14 protein-coding genes are annotated in these 14494 nt (G+C 62.5%); 4 read left to right on the top strand and 10 right to left on the bottom strand.

Translation table 11 applies throughout. From position 1 onward, the window contains the following. From ccoG to ccoN, 5 genes are all read right to left on the bottom strand, one after another. Nucleotides 1-1455, bottom strand: a complete 1455-nt coding sequence (ccoG, locus tag IEX64_RS03355; RefSeq protein ID WP_188818272.1) for a cytochrome c oxidase accessory protein CcoG — start codon at nucleotides 1453-1455, stop codon at nucleotides 1-3. A 74-nt stretch (nucleotides 1456-1529) separates the two neighbouring features. Continuing rightward, complete coding sequence (gene ccoP, locus IEX64_RS03350) at nucleotides 1530-2501, bottom strand: cytochrome-c oxidase, cbb3-type subunit III (RefSeq protein ID WP_188818271.1); 972 nt, start codon at nucleotides 2499-2501, stop codon at nucleotides 1530-1532. Further along, nucleotides 2494-2664 (bottom strand): cbb3-type cytochrome c oxidase subunit 3, encoded by a 171-nt coding sequence (locus tag IEX64_RS03345; protein WP_188818270.1) that lies wholly within the window; start codon nucleotides 2662-2664, stop codon nucleotides 2494-2496. The genes ccoP and IEX64_RS03345 overlap by 8 nt, the downstream gene beginning before the upstream one ends. After that, entirely contained in the window at nucleotides 2661-3410 is a 750-nt protein-coding gene (gene ccoO / locus IEX64_RS03340; RefSeq protein WP_188818269.1) for a cytochrome-c oxidase, cbb3-type subunit II, read from the bottom strand. The genes IEX64_RS03345 and ccoO overlap by 4 nt, the downstream gene beginning before the upstream one ends. 23 nt (nucleotides 3411-3433) lie before the next feature. Further along, on the bottom strand, nucleotides 3434-5083 hold the full coding sequence (gene ccoN / locus IEX64_RS03335) for a cytochrome-c oxidase, cbb3-type subunit I (RefSeq protein WP_188818268.1): 1650 nt from the start codon (nucleotides 5081-5083) through the stop codon (nucleotides 3434-3436). 229 nt (nucleotides 5084-5312) lie between these two features. Here ccoN and IEX64_RS03330 point away from each other — a divergent pair, with 229 nt between their 5' ends. Further along, nucleotides 5313-6011: an OmpW/AlkL family protein gene (locus tag IEX64_RS03330; RefSeq protein WP_188818267.1), complete on the top strand. Its 699-nt coding sequence runs from the start codon at nucleotides 5313-5315 to the stop codon at nucleotides 6009-6011. A gap of 88 nt (nucleotides 6012-6099) precedes the next feature. Here the strand turns inward: IEX64_RS03330 and IEX64_RS03325 are convergent, their stop codons facing one another. Next, nucleotides 6100-6657 carry a GtrA family protein gene (locus tag IEX64_RS03325; protein ID WP_229710048.1) on the bottom strand — a complete coding sequence of 186 codons (558 nt, stop codon included), beginning with the start codon at nucleotides 6655-6657 and terminating at the stop codon, nucleotides 6100-6102. A gap of 35 nt (nucleotides 6658-6692) precedes the next feature. Here IEX64_RS03325 and IEX64_RS03320 point away from each other — a divergent pair, with 35 nt between their 5' ends. Continuing rightward, entirely contained in the window at nucleotides 6693-8006 is a 1314-nt protein-coding gene (locus IEX64_RS03320; protein WP_188818265.1) for a sulfotransferase family protein, read from the top strand. A gap of 48 nt (nucleotides 8007-8054) precedes the next feature. Here IEX64_RS03320 and IEX64_RS03315 read toward each other — a convergent pair whose 3' ends face one another. Both IEX64_RS03315 and IEX64_RS03310 read right to left on the bottom strand, forming a co-directional pair. Next, nucleotides 8055-8756 carry a Crp/Fnr family transcriptional regulator gene (locus IEX64_RS03315; RefSeq protein ID WP_188818263.1) on the bottom strand — a complete coding sequence of 234 codons (702 nt, stop codon included), beginning with the start codon at nucleotides 8754-8756 and terminating at the stop codon, nucleotides 8055-8057. 110 nt (nucleotides 8757-8866) lie between these two features. After that, nucleotides 8867-10294 (bottom strand): aromatic ring-hydroxylating oxygenase subunit alpha, encoded by a 1428-nt coding sequence (locus IEX64_RS03310; protein ID WP_373290123.1) that lies wholly within the window; start codon nucleotides 10292-10294, stop codon nucleotides 8867-8869. Between the two features lie 248 nt (nucleotides 10295-10542). Here IEX64_RS03310 and IEX64_RS03305 point away from each other — a divergent pair, with 248 nt between their 5' ends. Next, nucleotides 10543-10785, top strand: a complete 243-nt coding sequence (locus tag IEX64_RS03305; protein ID WP_188818261.1) for an alcohol dehydrogenase catalytic domain-containing protein — start codon at nucleotides 10543-10545, stop codon at nucleotides 10783-10785. A gap of 23 nt (nucleotides 10786-10808) precedes the next feature. Here IEX64_RS03305 and IEX64_RS03300 read toward each other — a convergent pair whose 3' ends face one another. After that, nucleotides 10809-11507, bottom strand: a complete 699-nt coding sequence (locus tag IEX64_RS03300) for a Crp/Fnr family transcriptional regulator (protein WP_188818259.1) — start codon at nucleotides 11505-11507, stop codon at nucleotides 10809-10811. Nucleotides 11508-11771: 264 nt separating this feature from the next. Here IEX64_RS03300 and IEX64_RS03295 point away from each other — a divergent pair, with 264 nt between their 5' ends. Further along, nucleotides 11772-13952: a putative bifunctional diguanylate cyclase/phosphodiesterase gene (locus IEX64_RS03295; protein WP_188818257.1), complete on the top strand. Its 2181-nt coding sequence runs from the start codon at nucleotides 11772-11774 to the stop codon at nucleotides 13950-13952. Between the two features lie 9 nt (nucleotides 13953-13961). On the opposite strand, the gene IEX64_RS03290 is transcribed toward IEX64_RS03295, so the two are convergent. After that, a complete protein-coding gene (locus IEX64_RS03290) occupies nucleotides 13962-14210 on the bottom strand; it encodes a hypothetical protein (RefSeq protein WP_188818255.1) in 249 nt (82 codons plus the stop codon). Nucleotides 14211-14494: the final 284 nt, after the last annotated feature.

The following is a 14494-nucleotide window of genomic DNA, read 5'->3' as shown; positions in this document are numbered from 1 at the left end:
TCAACCTTCCGGACTATCGAAGCGGACTTCGGCCTCGTCGGATTCGCGGGCATCCCCTTCAGCCTGAAGCGTGAAGGTGAATTCCGGCTCGACGCTGTCCGCCGGGGCGACGACATAGATGCGGACGCCCTGCGTCTCATCCGCCGGCACCGTACGGGTCAGGCTGCGGCTCGCCTGGTCGCGGCCCATGTCCTCGGACCACATGACCGCGCCGGGAATGCCCTTGATGCCGATTTCCATCTGGCGCGGGCGCCCTTCCATGTTGCGCAGGCGCAGCGTGTAGGCATTGCGAACCGAACCGTCGCTCATCAGAATATAGGGCGGGTTGCGGTCCTTCGCCACCGTCAGGTCGGTGTGGACGCGGGTGCCCAGCAGGAAGAGCATGGCAAGACCGATGCCTGACCAGACCGTGAAATAGAGGATCGTGCGCGGACGCCAGATCAGCTTGAGATGACGCGTCGGCGGCTGCCCGGCCTTCTCCTGCTCGGCATCCTCCAGCGTGGCATAGTCTATCAGGCCGCGCGGACGGCCGGTTTCAGCCATGACCCGGTCGCAGGCGTCGATGCACAGCGCGCAGGTAATACAGCCGATCTGCGGCCCCTCGCGGATGTCGATACCCGTCGGGCAGACCGCGACGCACTGGTTGCAGTCGATGCAGTCGCCGAACTGGCCGGGGTTCTTTTCCGCCTTCTTGAGGCTGCCGCGCGGCTCACCGCGCCAGTCCTTGTAGGTGACCAGCAGGCTCTTTTCATCGAGCATGGCGGTCTGGATGCGCGGCCAGGGGCACATGTAGATACAAACCTGCTCGCGCATGAAGCCGCCGAGCACGAAGGTGGTCATCGTCAGCACGAACACGGTGCCGTAGGCGACCGGTGCCGCCGTGCCGGACCAGAATTCCTGGTGCAGCGTGGGCGCATCGGCGAAGTAGAAGATCCAGGCACCGCCGGTCGCGAAGCTGATCAGCAGATAGACCGTCCACTTGGCGAGGCGCCGGGCGATCTTGGAGGGGCCCCACGGGGCCTTGTAGAGACGGAAGCGCGCGTTGCGGTCACCGTCGAAGAAGCGATCGACATGCTGGAACAGGTCGGTCCAGACCGTCTGCGGGCAGGCATAGCCGCACCAGGCACGGCCGACCGCGCTGGTCACAAGGAACAGGCCGATGCCCGCCATGATCAGCAGACCGGCCACGAAATAGAACTCCTGCGGCCAGATCTCGATGCTGAACATGTAGAAGCGGCGGTGGGCGAGATCGACCAGAACCGCCTGATCCGGCGCGTAGGGGCCGCGATCCCAGCGGATCCACGGCGTGATCCAGTAGATCGCGAGGCAGATCACCATGATGCCCCACTTGAGACGGCGAAACTTGCCGTCGATGCGCCGGTTGAAGACCGGTTCGCGCTTGGCATAGAGGCCCAGCGGCTGGTCCTCGGTCTTGATCGGTTCAGGCTTGTTCATGTCGGTTATCCGCCCGAGTATTCAGGGGGGCTGAGCGGCCCGGGATATTGCGACCCGCGGGTATCAACCGCGGCCTATTCGGCCGCGGTTTCTGTTGCTGCAGCCTCCGATTGGTCTTCGCTCTGCGCCGGCGTTGCCACTGTGGCAAAGTCCTCGCCGCCGCCCAGAGAGTGGACGTAGGCCGCGAGCATCTTGATCGTCACCGGATCGAGGCGTTCGCCCCAGGCCGGCATCACGCCGTGGCGCGGATTGCCGATCTGCTGGCTGACCGCTTCGCGGTTACCGGCATAGAGCCAGATCGCATCGGCGAGGTTCGGTGCACCGAACTGACGGTCCCCCGTACCCTGCGCGCCATGGCAGACGGCGCAGTTGGCTTCGAAGATCGCCGCGCCGCGCTGCGAAGCGGGGCTTGCCTTTTCCTTGCCGGACAGGCTCAGCACATAGCTGGTGACGTCCTGGATCTGCGCCGGTGTGAGCAGGCCGTCCTTGCCGAAGGCCGGCATCAGGCTCACCCGCGTATCGGCATCGCCGGGCTGGCGAATGCCGTGGATCAGCGTCTGCTCGATCGTGGCCAGATCGCCGCCCCACAGCCAGTCGTCGTCGTTGAGGTTCGGATAGCCGCTGGAGCCCGCCGCGCCGGCGCCGTGGCACTGGACGCAGTTGACCTTGAAGGCTGCCGCACCGCCAGCAACCGCGGCGCGCATCAGCGCCGGCTTGCCGGGAAGCTTCTCGATCGGGGTGATCGCAAGATCGGCCACGATCTTGGCGCGTTCCTGCTGCTGGGCCTCGAGATCCTTCTCGAGCTGCCCGCGGCTGGTCCAGCCGAGCATGCCTTCGGTCGCGCTATGGACCATCGGCCAGGCCGGGTAGGCAATGCAGTAGCCGATCGCGAATACGATACAGGCATAGAAGCTCCAGAGCCACCAGCGCGGCAATGGCGTGTTGAGTTCCTCGATCCCGTCCCACTCGTGGCCGACGGTTTCGGTGTTCGTGGCTTCATCGATGCGCCTGCCGGCCCCTGCCGGCTTGTTGTCAGCATTAGCCATCGTTCTCGTCCTTGAAGATCAGGTTCGCCGCTTCCGAATTCCGCTCGCGCGCGCCGGGCCGGAACGGCCAGGCGATCAGCACGACGAAGATCAGCAGCATCACCAGCAGGCCGTAGCTGTCGGCGAGGTGCCGCAGCATGTCGTAAGTGGAGTGCATGCTCATCGGCCATGCTCCGATGCGAACTCTTCCTGGGCGGCCGCGCTGTTCACGTCGACCAGGGTTCCGAGCATCTGGAGGTAGGCCACGAGGGCGTCCATCTCGGTCAGGCGCGAGGGATCGCCGTCGAAATCGCGGATCTGCGCCTTGGGATAGCGCTCCTCGAGGTCAGCGGCGTCGGCATCGGGATCGGCCTGGGCCTTGAGGTCCGAAAGGGCCATCTCGATGTCCTTGTCGGTGTAAGGCACACCGACCCGGCGCAGCGCCGTGAGGTTGGCGGCAGGGTCGGGAACGGTGAGATCGGTCTCGGCCAGGAAGCCGTACTTGGGCATCACGCTTTCAGGCACCACCGACTGCGGGTTGCGAAGGTGCTGCACGTGCCACTCGTCCGAGTAGCGGTTGCCCACGCGCGCCAGATCGGGTCCGGTGCGCTTGGACCCCCACTGGAACGGGTGGTCGTACATGGATTCCGCAGCCAGGCTGTAGTGGCCGTAGCGCTCCGTCTCGTCGCGGAAGGGGCGGATCATCTGGCTGTGACAGACGTAGCACCCTTCGCGGACGTAGATGTCGCGGCCCGCCTGCTCCAGCGGCGTGTAGGGCCGCATGCCGTGGACTTTCTCGATCGTGTTATCGATCCAGAACAGCGGCGCGATTTCCACGATACCGCCGATGGCAACCGTGATGAAGGCACCGACGGCAAGCAGCGTGACGTTTTTCTCGAGCTTCTTGTGGCGCTCAACGATGGAAGTCATTTCTCTATTCCCTTTCGTCGCGCTTATTCGGCAGGAGCAAGGATCGGCCGGTCGGCTGCGGGATCGTAGGCGGCGTCATGCATCGGCGCTTCTCTGCGAAGCTTGCCAGCAATCGTCTGCCAGACATTGATCACCATCAGCACGGCACCGGTCAGGTAGAGCAACCCGCCGAAGGCGCGCAGCGCGAACATCGGGTGGAGCGCGGCGACGGTATCGGCGAAGGTGTTCACCAGGTAGCCGTCCGGCCCGTATTCGCGCCACATCAGACCCTGGGTGATACCGGCGACCCACATGCTGGCCGCGTAGAAGACGATACCGATCGTCGCGAGCCAGAAGTGCCAGTTGACCATGCGCAGCGAGTAGAGCCGTTCGCGGTTCCACAGGCGCGGCGTCAGGAAGTAGATGGCACCGAAAGTGATCATGCCGTTCCAGCCCAGCGCGCCCGAGTGGACGTGACCGATGGTCCAGTCGGTGTAATGCGACAGCGAGTTGACACTCTTGATCGACATCATCGGGCCTTCGAAGGTGCTCATGCCGTAGAAGGCAATCGACATGATCATCATGCGGATGATCGGATCGGTGCGGACCTTGTCCCAGGCGCCGTTGAGCGTCATGAGGCCGTTGATCATGCCGCCCCAGCTCGGCATCCACAGCATGATCGAGAAGACCATGCCCAGCGTCTGCGCCCAGTCGGGCAGCGCGGTGTAGTGCAGGTGGTGCGGACCCGCCCAGATGTAGAGGAAGATCAGCGCCCAGAAGTGGATGATCGACAGGCGATAGCTGTAGATCGGGCGTTCGGCCTGCTTCGGCACGAAGTAGTACATCATCGCCAGGAAGCCGGCGGTCAGGAAGAAACCCACCGCGTTGTGGCCGTACCACCACTGCACCAGCGCGCCCTGCACGCCGGCGAACAGCGGATAGCTTTTCGAACCGACGAGGCTGACCGGCATGTCGAGGTTGTTGACGACATGCAGCATCGCGATGGTCAGAATGAACGCGAGGAAGAACCAGTTCGCAACGTAGATGTGCGGTTCATGGCGCTTCACGATCGTGCCGACGAAAACCAGCAGGTAGCAGACCCAGACGATCGTAAGCCACCAGTCGACGTACCATTCCGGCTCGGCGTATTCCTTGGACTGGGTGATGCCGAGCAGGTAGCCGGTCGCGGCGAGCACGATGAACAGCTGGTAGCCCCAGAACACGAAGCGGGCCATGCCCGGGAACGCGAGGCGCGCGCGGCAGGTGCGTTGCACGATGTAGAAGCTGGACGCGATCAGGGCGTTACCGCCGAAAGCGAAGATCACCGCCGACGTATGCAACGGACGCAAGCGGCTGAAATTGAGGTACGGTTCCAGATTGAGGACCGGCCAGGTGAGCTGCAGGGCGATGAAAAGCCCCGCCGCGAAACCGGCGATACCCCAGAACACCGTCGCGATGACACCCCAGCGGACCGGATCGTCGTCGTAGGTGCTCTGGTCGGGCATCTTGAGAATGCCGCGGGCGATGGCCGAATAATCGGCGCCGCCGACCGTGAACCACACGCCGATCATAGCCGCCAGCGCGACAATGCCCATGTGGATCGCGAAACCCCCATCAGCCGCGAGCGCGACCCCGATGACGGCAAGGAAAAGCACGGCAAGCCAAATGCCTGCCCGCGCGAGGACCGTTACCATATGTCTTCTCTTTCGAGATTATTGCTGAACCTGTTGCCGCCTTGGAGAGTAACATGGCTCCCCGCATTGATAACGATCAAAAAGGTCCGGCCGCTCAAAAAACCAGTAATTTCCGCCAATTTGCGCGGAATCAAATCAACTTGCGTCCGCGTGGAGGAAAGGCGTTCAGGCAGCCGCTCAAGAGGGGGGATCGCACGGTGCGGCCCCGGCGGCGATGAAAGAAGAGACTATGCGCAAGATCATGATGCTCGCCGCGCTCGGTGCGGCTACCGCGATCACCACCCCGGCTCTCGCCGGCAGCCCCGACGGGAAGCTCCAGGTCAAGGTGCTGGGCACCGCGGTTCTTCCCGATGGTGGTATCGACAAGATCAAGTACATCGATCCGGGCCTCGCCGGCACGCTTTCGGGCATGGGCGTGGTCGATGTGGACACCAAGGCCAATGACAACGTCGTGCCGACGCTCGCCGTCGAGTACTTCTTCAGCAACAGCATCTCGGTCGAGACGATCTGCTGCTTCACCCAGCATCACGTGAATGGCGATGCCGACCTGAGCGGCACAAACCTCGTCAATCACGTGCTGATCCTGCCCGCCACCGTGACCGCCAAGTTCCACCTCGACACCGGCGGCCCGATCAAGCCCTATGTCGGCGCTGGCCCGTCGCTCTTCATCGTCTTCGACGAAAAGCCGGGCTCGACCGCCCAGGCTCTGGGCGTGGACAAGGTGAAGATGTCGAACTCGCTGGGCCTTGCCCTGCAGGGCGGCGTGGACATCGCTCTGGGCGACAGCGGCTTCGGTCTCTCGCTCGATGCCAAGAAGTACTTCATCAAGCCAACCGCCAAGTTCTACGCAGCCGGCACCAAGGTTCTCGAAACCAAGCACGACCTCGATCCGTGGGTGCTGAGCGCAGGCGTGTCCTACCGCTTCTGATCCCGAAAGAGATCATTGGACAACACGAAGGGGAGCCCGCGCGGCTCCCCTTCTTCGTTTGCGGTCGGACTTCCGCCCCCGGTGCCAGTCACAGGTGCCGGAAGTTTACGGTCGCATTGAGAACGAACACGATCGTGCCGGCGAGCAGCGACGCCGCCACGCGGGAGATCAGGAAAGACACGCCGAAGACTTCGGTCAGCAGGGCGAAACCGCCAAGAATCACGCCGAGACCGAACAGCGCATTGCCGAAGAATATCACGTAGCCGCTCACCAGGCCGCGTTCGGATCCGCGGAATATCCAGATTCGCGCCAGCACATAGTGCAGGGCATTGGCGACGATGAACCCGGCAACGACGGCCATGTATCGCTCGACCGCGAAATGCTCGACCAGAAGCCAGATAAGAAAAAGATCGAGTAAAAAGGAAATTGTCGAGACGAAAGCATTGCGGATGTACAAAGAACACGCGCGACGCCCAAGAAACCGCTCACGAACAGTTCTTATCGGGTGCGGACGCAGGAGCGATGACAAACGGTGGGAAGGCGCATTGCCAGTTGGACGCATGTCAGGGCAACAACCGGATGCGGACATTGTTTCTCGATAGGGGACATTGCCGGGCATAAAGGCCCCGGCGATGATCATTGTCATTGAACCTTTTACGTTACCGTGCACTTATTGGTGCCATGACCGGAGAATTTCCGCTGCCAGCGCGCCCACGCCTCGTGGGCGTTGCCAATTTCGCCGTGGGCGGCCTGAACAAGTTGGCGCTCGTTCCCGAATTACCCCTCGATCTCGACGACCTGTGCGACGCGGCACGGCGGCAGACCGGGCTTGACGATTTCGGCGACCCCTGGTTCCTGCGCCCGCTGGAAGTGCTGATCGAGGCAATTCGCGAAGAGGCTTCGCTCAACGCGCTCGGCCGCTTTGCAGCGACAGGCCAGTTCATGAAAGTCCTGCGCGAACGGCTGTGGACGCAGCACTGGTTCGACACGCACGAGGAAATTCTCGCCGAACCGCTCGCGCCGCCGGTGATCGTGGTCGGCCCCATGCGCTCGGGCACTACCCGTCTTCACCGTCTTCTCGCAGCCGACGAGCGCTTCGAGCACATGCGCTTCTTCGAGACGGTCTGCCCGGTCCCCGAACCCGGCTTCCGGCCCGGCGGCAGGGATCGGCGCCCGCGGCAGGCGGGTCGCCTGCTGTCGACGGTGCACAAGCTCAACCCCCGCACCGCCGTCATTCATCCCACCGGCCCCTTCGAGCCCGAAGAGGAACTCGGCCTGCTGGTGCAATCGGCCTGGGGCATGAAGCACGAGGCGCAGTGGCGAATCCCCACCTATGGCCGCTGGGCCGAGGAAGAGGATGCCACGCCGGCCTATAGCCACCTCTCGCGGTTGCTGCTGCTCGTACACTGGGCGCGGGGCCGGAACGTGCCGCGCAAGCCCTGGGTGCTGAAGACTCCGCAGCACATGCTGGACCTACCGGCGCTGCTGCGCGTCTTCCCCGAAGCCAAGTTGATCTTCATCCACCGCGATCCTGCGAAAGTCGTGGGCAGCAGCTGCTCGCTGGTGTGGAACCAGATGACTATCCATTCGGACGAGGCCGATCCGCACTGGATCGGCGAGCATTGGCTGGACAAGACCAGCCTGCAGATCGACCGGATGCAGGCGGCCCGCAGCCGAATTCATCCGAACCAGCGGATCGATGTGCTCTACCGCGACATGGACGCGGACTGGGAAGGCGTGATGCGGCGGGTCTACCGCTTTCTCGACATGGATATCGGCCCCGCCCTGCCCGCAATGCAACGCTATGTCCGCAATGCGAAAAGCCAGCATCGCTGGCAGCGCCACCGCTACGACCTGACCAGCTTCGGACTGGACCAGAAGACCGTGCGCGGCCGGTTCGAGCGCTATGCCAGCGCCTTCGACCTGCATCCCAAGCCGGCGCGTCCGGAGATCGTGCCGGTCATGCAGCAAGGCGCACGCCAGGCCCTCGCCTGATACCGCCGGGCCCGCAGCAATGCAGCCCGGTAAATTATACGGGAGAGGTCAGCCGGCTTCGGCGACCAGCGCCTGGTAATCGAGAATAGTTACGTCACGGCGCGAAGGCAGATCGATCACGCCTTCGTTCTTGAGGCGGGTGAACTGACGGCTGACCGTTTCGATCGTGAGCCCCAGCACATCGGCGATCTGCTGCCGCGAAAACGGCAGCACGAGATGACGCTGATTGGGCTTGTCGGCATCCACCTTGCATCCCGAGCCCGTCAGCCTCTCGGACATCTCGATCAGGAAGCTCGCCATTTTCTCGGAGGCGGACTTGCGGCCGAGCAGCAGCATCCAGCGCCGTGTGCGATCGAGTTCGCCCAGCGTGCGTTCAAGCAGCTTGTGCTCCAGCTTGGGATGCTCGCGCGAGAAGGCATCGAAATCGCGACGCGAAAACACACAGACTTTGGCATCGGTCAGCGCGGTGACGCCATGCCCCGACTTGCCGCCGAAAGGACGCCCGATGAAGTCGGACGGATAGACCACCCCGACGATCTGTTCGCGACCGTCCTCGGTGTTGGTGGAAAGCTTTAGGACGCCCTCAATGACATTGGCGACGAGCACTGAATCCTCGCCTTCCCAGATCAGCGATTCGCCCGAGGTGATATTGCGCGTGCGCCCGATCGCATTGAGAGCTTCGAGCTCTTTCGAGTCGAGGGCGGCACAGATCGCTCGATTGCGAACGACACAAAGGTCACAACTGGACATAGATCATGGGTACCAACGCCGCCACTTGGGCTCAAGTGGGTTGCGTTAGCTCAAAACGAGGGGGGTGAAAAGCACCCCCCTCGCGATGAATGTCCAGACCAGACGGTCGGTTAGAACCCGAAATCCAGGATCGGCCCGTCGAAGTTGCCACCGAGCTTGCGGTTTGCCTCGGCCAATTTGGCGGATGGCTCGCCGGCGATGTAGCCGTCGATCAGCCGCTGATAGTTGCTGATAAGCCCTTCGACATCCTTCGAAAGGCGCATGAATTCGAAGCCTTCCGAGTGCAGGCCCTTCTGCTGGATCGGAATGTTTGAATAGTCCTGCCGCGGAATCATCGGGAAGTCCTGGCTGTCGAAAGGCAGCACGGTGGGCTCCATCGGCGGCTCCGGCTCCTCGCCTTCAGGGAAGTGCGTGAGCGACCAGATTTCGAACATGCAGCTTTCCGGGCCGGTCGGACGGATGCGGTAGGACGCATAGCTCGTGAAGAACGGCAGCAGGAAGTAGTGCGGGAAAAGATATTCCACCGCATTGACCGGATCTGACACCGCGACGGCGTTGAGATCGGGAACGTTCTCGCCGCGCTCCTTGAGTTTGCGGGTGACGGCCGCCTGCACCATTCCGAACCACATCGGCACGGCCTCGGCGACAGTGCCCGGCAGCTGGACATCGGGATTGTCCGGACCGAGCTGTTCGGCAATCTCGATTTCCTTGGCGTGGACCATCCCTGCCATGCCCGAACCGAGCAGCTTCAGATTCTCGATCTGCGCGCGGATGTTGTCCTCGACCGACTGATCGGGATCGATCGGCAGACCGATGCCGCCGGTGTCGTTGCCGTAACGGGCGTTGTAGAGCCCCGGCACCGAGCGCTGGAGCTGCGGGTGCGTCATCATCACGTGGTAGCCTTCCATGAAGGCCTCCATCGCGATCTTCCAGTTTGCCGGCAGTTCGGTGGCGAACCACCATTCGGACCGCACGTTCGACATGCCGTGCGCATCGAGACGATCGAGCACCGGGCCCAGGCATTCCTTGAGCGAAGGTGCGTTCTCATCGTGGTTGATGAAGGCGCAACCGCCCCAGGTCTCGCAGCGCACCGGCTTCAACGCGAGTTCGGAAGGGTCGAGCAGATCGTCCGAGAACAGGTCCTTGCCGTAAACGAAGGTGTTCTCGCCATCCATGTTCCAGCGCCACCCGTGGAAGGGGCAGATGAAACCGGCCTTGGCGCAGTTGCCATGCGCGTTGCCCGAACCACCGGCGATGGGAACGCCGCGGTGGCGGCAATGATTCTGGAAGGCTTTGACGCCGTCCTTGGTGCGCACGACCAGCACCGACTTGCCGACATTGGAGTACTCGACCCAGTCGCCGACGTTGGGCATGGTCTCGAGGCGGCACGCCATCTGCCAGACGTGCGGCCAGAGGTGCTCGCACTCGGCCTGGTAGAAGGTCTCGTCGTAATAGCGCTTGGCAGGAATGAGCTCGGGACGCGTGATCGGGTAGGGATTCCCGGCCAGCGGCATCCCTGCGGAATTGATATCGGCCATGGGAAGGCATCCTGTCCTGTTGTTTCTGACTGGAGCGCAGTTTGCCGGACGCTAGGCAACGTAAGCTTTGATCAAACGCAAATCGCGGGCCCAAGCATGACCGGCTGCCGCGCGACCGCACCCGCGATGGTCAGACCGCCCCGATTCATGCGGGCAGGCGCACCTTGCATTGCCGCTGCAGGCAGTGGCTTGCCCCGAAGATCGCCGTAGCCCGTCCGGAAAGCGGAGAGGACGGACACAGTGACCCTATGATGCACGCATGGCTGTTCACCGGCGCCAACGCGCCTCTCGAACGCATCGAGCGGGACATTCCCCGGGGCGAAGGCAACAATCTCCTCATCGCCGTGCGCGGCTCGGGGCTGTGCCACAGCGACGTCGGCCGCATGGACGGAACGCTCACGCCTTACATGCCCCAGAAACCGCCGATCATTCTCGGCCACGAGATTTCCGGAGAGAGCCTTTCGGTTGGCCCCGAAGTTCGCGCCCCATAACTGGTCGGATCGTCCTGTCTGGATCAGACCCAGGCGCTGTTCGCGTAGCGCCGGTAGCACTCGCAGGACTGGTCGGCGAGGCGCGTACGGTCGACGATCGTCAGAATGCCGCGTGCCTGATCGATGGCCCCCGCGCCGTTGAGGCGTCCGCAGGCATCGCTGATCGTCGCAAGGCGCAGGCCAAAGATGTTCGCGAGCGTTCGCTGGGTCAGTTCGAACTGGCTGCCGCAGGTGCGGTCTTCGGCGCGCAGCAACCAGGTCGCCACCCGCTGGCTCGCCGAATGGACGCTGGCACAAGCCACGGCCTGCATGAGATCGTGCATGAGCCGCACGCAGTAACGGCGCATGATGTGGCGCGCGTCGGGAAAGTGGTCCAGCGCCGCTTCGAGATCGGTGACCGTCAGCCACGAGGCCTGACCGGAAATTGCCACTGTCGCGTAATAGGAAGACACATCCTTGCCGAGCATGCACTCGACACCGACAAGGCCTTCGCGCCCGACCGAAGCGCTCTCAACGCTGCGCCCGTCCTGCAGAATACCCTGCATCGAGACGATCCCGCTGTGCGGAAAGATCACATGAATGAGCGGCGCGCCGGGCTCATGCAGCACTTCGCCTGACATGACGGGCTTCTTCAGCAGCCGACTGGCCAGAAATGCCTGCGCGTCGGACGGCAATGCAGCAAGTACTGTGTTGTCGAGATGCTCTGAAGGCTGTGTCGTCATCGTTGTTCCACGACCTCAGGCGAAGTCATCGCATCTCGCCAAGGCATTGCCTTGATTAACTTGATCTTCACCATCGATATATACGATACCGTACTTAAGACGATACGCCTCCACTTGTTCCGAAGATAAAATCTCTAGGATGAACATACGTTTATCAGAGGGGGAGGCCAAAGGGGAGACGCGGAACGCGGGCACCGCCCGTCGTGCCCGAGCCGTGAAAGGGCCATGGGTTCGCGTGCTCCAGCAAATGGTGGCGGAGTTCGAATGAAGCTGGAACGCGAAGACGAATTTCCCGGGCGGAGCTGCCGTGCGCCATCGCTGCAGACGCAGGATCCTGCAGTCTCTGCCGCTCTGGCGAGGGCCGGCATTCCCGAATTGCGAGCCTATCGCAATGCGCTCGATTGCGCCGCGATTGTCGCCACAACCGATCTTCGCGGGCGGATCACCGACGTCAATCCGCAGTTCTGCAGCATCAGCGAATACCGCCGCGAGGAACTCGTCGGCGCGTCTCACCGGATCGTCAACAGCGGCTATCACGACGCGGCTTTCTTCCGCGACCTCTGGGCGACAATTGCCTCCGGTCACGTCTGGCGCGGCGACATCAGGAATCGCACGAAGTCCGGTTCATACTACTGGGTCGATACGACCATTGCGCCGCTCAAGACGCCGTATGGGCGGCTTTTGGGTTATGTCTCCATCCGCTTCGACATCACCGATCGCAAGGTCACCGAAGCGCGGCTCCTGCAGGAGCTCGAACGCCGACAGACCGCCGAGGAACTCCTGCGAGACATCATGGAAGCCGTACCTTCCGGCATTATCACCTTCGATGGCGACGGTCGGTTCCAATTCAGCAACCGCGCGTTTCACGACCTGTTCGGACGTCGACAGACCGTTACCGGATCGGCGGAGACTGCGCGCGAACTGCTCGCGTCGTCTCAGGAGGCCGAGGCCCTGCCGTCGATGAAGGATCTGTGGCCGAACCGGCGCCGGACCGACGGGCCTCTGCCTACGCGCCCCTACGTCAAGCAGCTGGGCAGCGATCGTTGGGTACAGGTGCACAACCGGCGGTCGACTTCGGGCAACTTCGTCTCGGTACAGACCGACATTTCCGATCTCAAACGCGCAGAATTGCTCATCAAGCATCAGGCCGAGAAAGACGCGTTGACGGGGCTCTGCAATCGCCTCGTGCTCGTTGAGCGGCTCGAACAGCTGAATGCCCCCCGCGCCGACGAGACGATGCGTTGCGCGCTGCTGCTGATCGATCTCGACGACTTCAAGTCGATCAACGACCGTTTTGGCCACGACGGCGGCGACGATCTTCTTTGCGTCATGGGGCAGCGGCTGAAAGCGGCCGTACGGCGCGGCGACACCGTGGCCAGGCTCGGTGGTGACGAATTTGCGGTGCTGCTGCGCGACGTCAAGAACAGCCGCGAAGTCGCGACGATTGCCCAAGACCTGCTGGATGCGATCGGACAGCCCGTGGCCCTCGGCGCCCAGAGGATCGTCACGTCGGCCAGTATCGGCATTTCGATGTACCCGCGCGATGGCCGCAGCCCCAAGCAGTTGATGAAGAACGCCGACCTGGCGCTCTATCAGGCGAAGGCGGCCGGGCGGAATTGCCATTCAATCTACAGCCGTTCGATCCGGCGCGGCCGGCGGCGGCGCGAACGCCTCAAGGAGCACCTGCGAACCGCGATCGCGCGCGGTGATCTGCAGGTCGCCCTGCAGCCGCAAACCGACCTCAGACTGGGCACGCACGCCGGATTCGAAGCCCTCGTTCGCTGGCGTCTCGAGGGCAGCGAGGTATCCGCGTCGGAGCTCGTCTCGGTCGCCGAGGAATCGGGCCTGATCTGCGAACTGGGGTATCAGGTGCTTGAGAAAGCCCTTGGGGTGATGGCCAGAATGAAGCGCGACGGTCTTGCCCCCGGCCACGTAGCCTTCAACGCATCGAGTGCCCAGCTGCTACAGCCGGATTTCCCGCAACGCCTCATGGACATGGTGGACAGGCATGGGCTGTGCGGCAACGACATCGAGATCGAAGTCACGGAAAACGTGATGCTCGACCGGTCCGCCGATGTGATCGCCGCCATGCTGCGCGGTCTGCATGATCGCGGCGTCTCGGTCGCGCTCGACGACTTCGGAACGGGCTATGCCTCGCTCACCCACCTCAAGCAATTTCCCATCGACCGCCTGAAAATTGACCGTTCCTTCGTCCAGGGCATTCTCGACGAGAAGGATGACGGCATCATCGTGCGCACCATCATCTCTCTTGCGCATAGTCTGGGGTGCGAGGTCATCGCCGAGGGCGTGGAAGTGCCGGCGCAGTATCGCGAGCTCTCCAACCTGGGATGCGACTTCATCCAGGGTTATCTCTTGGCAAAGCCGATGATGGAAGAGGAAGCGCGCGGCTATCTGGCCGCGTTCAATCGCAGTTGGCCTGGATAGACGCTCCGGTCAGTCCGCGTGCGATGTCGCCATGCAGCGACCCGCCCCGTGGTAGTAGCAGCACTTTTCCTTGCCATAGATGTCGAGCAGCGACTTCAGCAGCAACTGCCACTGATCTTCCATGAGCACGATACGCTGCGTTTCGCCATTATCGGGATTGCGTGAATAGAGAATGATGTTGCCGTCGTCGAAACCGGCTATCTTCAATTCATGTCCCTGCCCTCGACTGTCGCCGATGTCTTGGGTGTGGAGAGGCATCTGGTCGTTCCCTGGCGATCTGCACCTTGCGTCAGGCTACTTGCAATTGATTCGGCCGGGGTATGGCACTTCAACGAACCCGGTAAAACAACTTATTAGCTTATTGCGATAGACCCGCAAACTTGGCATTGGTCAACACAGCGGGGCCGTGCCAAGACATGCTCGACAATGCATTGAAAAGGCTAAGAAATACTTCGCTTGGGCGGCTTGTTCTATTGTTCATTCAGGTATTGGTTGCGGGGGTAGGATTTGAACCTACGACCTTCAGGTTATGAGCCTGACGA

It is taken from the genome of Novosphingobium indicum, assembly GCF_014645195.1.
GTDB classification, from domain to species: Bacteria; Pseudomonadota; Alphaproteobacteria; order Sphingomonadales; family Sphingomonadaceae; genus Novosphingobium; species Novosphingobium indicum.
This window is presented reverse-complemented; position numbering and strand designations above follow the sequence as displayed.

Bases quoted from the DNA above. Each gene is read 5' to 3' on its own strand.
- IEX64_RS03330 (WP_188818267.1), top strand. From the start codon at position 5,313: ATGCGCAAGATCATGATGCTCGCCGCGCTCGGTGCGGCTACCGCGATC.
- IEX64_RS03325 (WP_229710048.1), bottom strand. From the start codon at position 6,657: ATGACAATGATCATCGCCGGGGCCTTTATGCCCGGCAATGTCCCCTAT.
- IEX64_RS03315 (WP_188818263.1), bottom strand. From the start codon at position 8,756: ATGTCCAGTTGTGACCTTTGTGTCGTTCGCAATCGAGCGATCTGTGCC.
- IEX64_RS03290 (WP_188818255.1), bottom strand. From the start codon at position 14,210: ATGCCTCTCCACACCCAAGACATCGGCGACAGTCGAGGGCAGGGACAT.
- IEX64_RS03300 (WP_188818259.1), bottom strand. From the start codon at position 11,507: ATGACGACACAGCCTTCAGAGCATCTCGACAACACAGTACTTGCTGCA.
- ccoO (WP_188818269.1), bottom strand. From the start codon at position 3,410: ATGACTTCCATCGTTGAGCGCCACAAGAAGCTCGAGAAAAACGTCACG.
- IEX64_RS03345 (WP_188818270.1), bottom strand. From the start codon at position 2,664: ATGAGCATGCACTCCACTTACGACATGCTGCGGCACCTCGCCGACAGC.
- ccoP (WP_188818271.1), bottom strand. From the start codon at position 2,501: ATGGCTAATGCTGACAACAAGCCGGCAGGGGCCGGCAGGCGCATCGAT.
- IEX64_RS03310 (WP_373290123.1), bottom strand. From the start codon at position 10,294: ATGGCCGATATCAATTCCGCAGGGATGCCGCTGGCCGGGAATCCCTAC.
- ccoG (WP_188818272.1), bottom strand. From the start codon at position 1,455: ATGAACAAGCCTGAACCGATCAAGACCGAGGACCAGCCGCTGGGCCTC.
- ccoN (WP_188818268.1), bottom strand. From the start codon at position 5,083: ATGGTAACGGTCCTCGCGCGGGCAGGCATTTGGCTTGCCGTGCTTTTC.
- IEX64_RS03295 (WP_188818257.1), top strand. From the start codon at position 11,772: ATGAAGCTGGAACGCGAAGACGAATTTCCCGGGCGGAGCTGCCGTGCG.
- IEX64_RS03320 (WP_188818265.1), top strand. From the start codon at position 6,693: ATGACCGGAGAATTTCCGCTGCCAGCGCGCCCACGCCTCGTGGGCGTT.
- IEX64_RS03305 (WP_188818261.1), top strand. From the start codon at position 10,543: ATGATGCACGCATGGCTGTTCACCGGCGCCAACGCGCCTCTCGAACGC.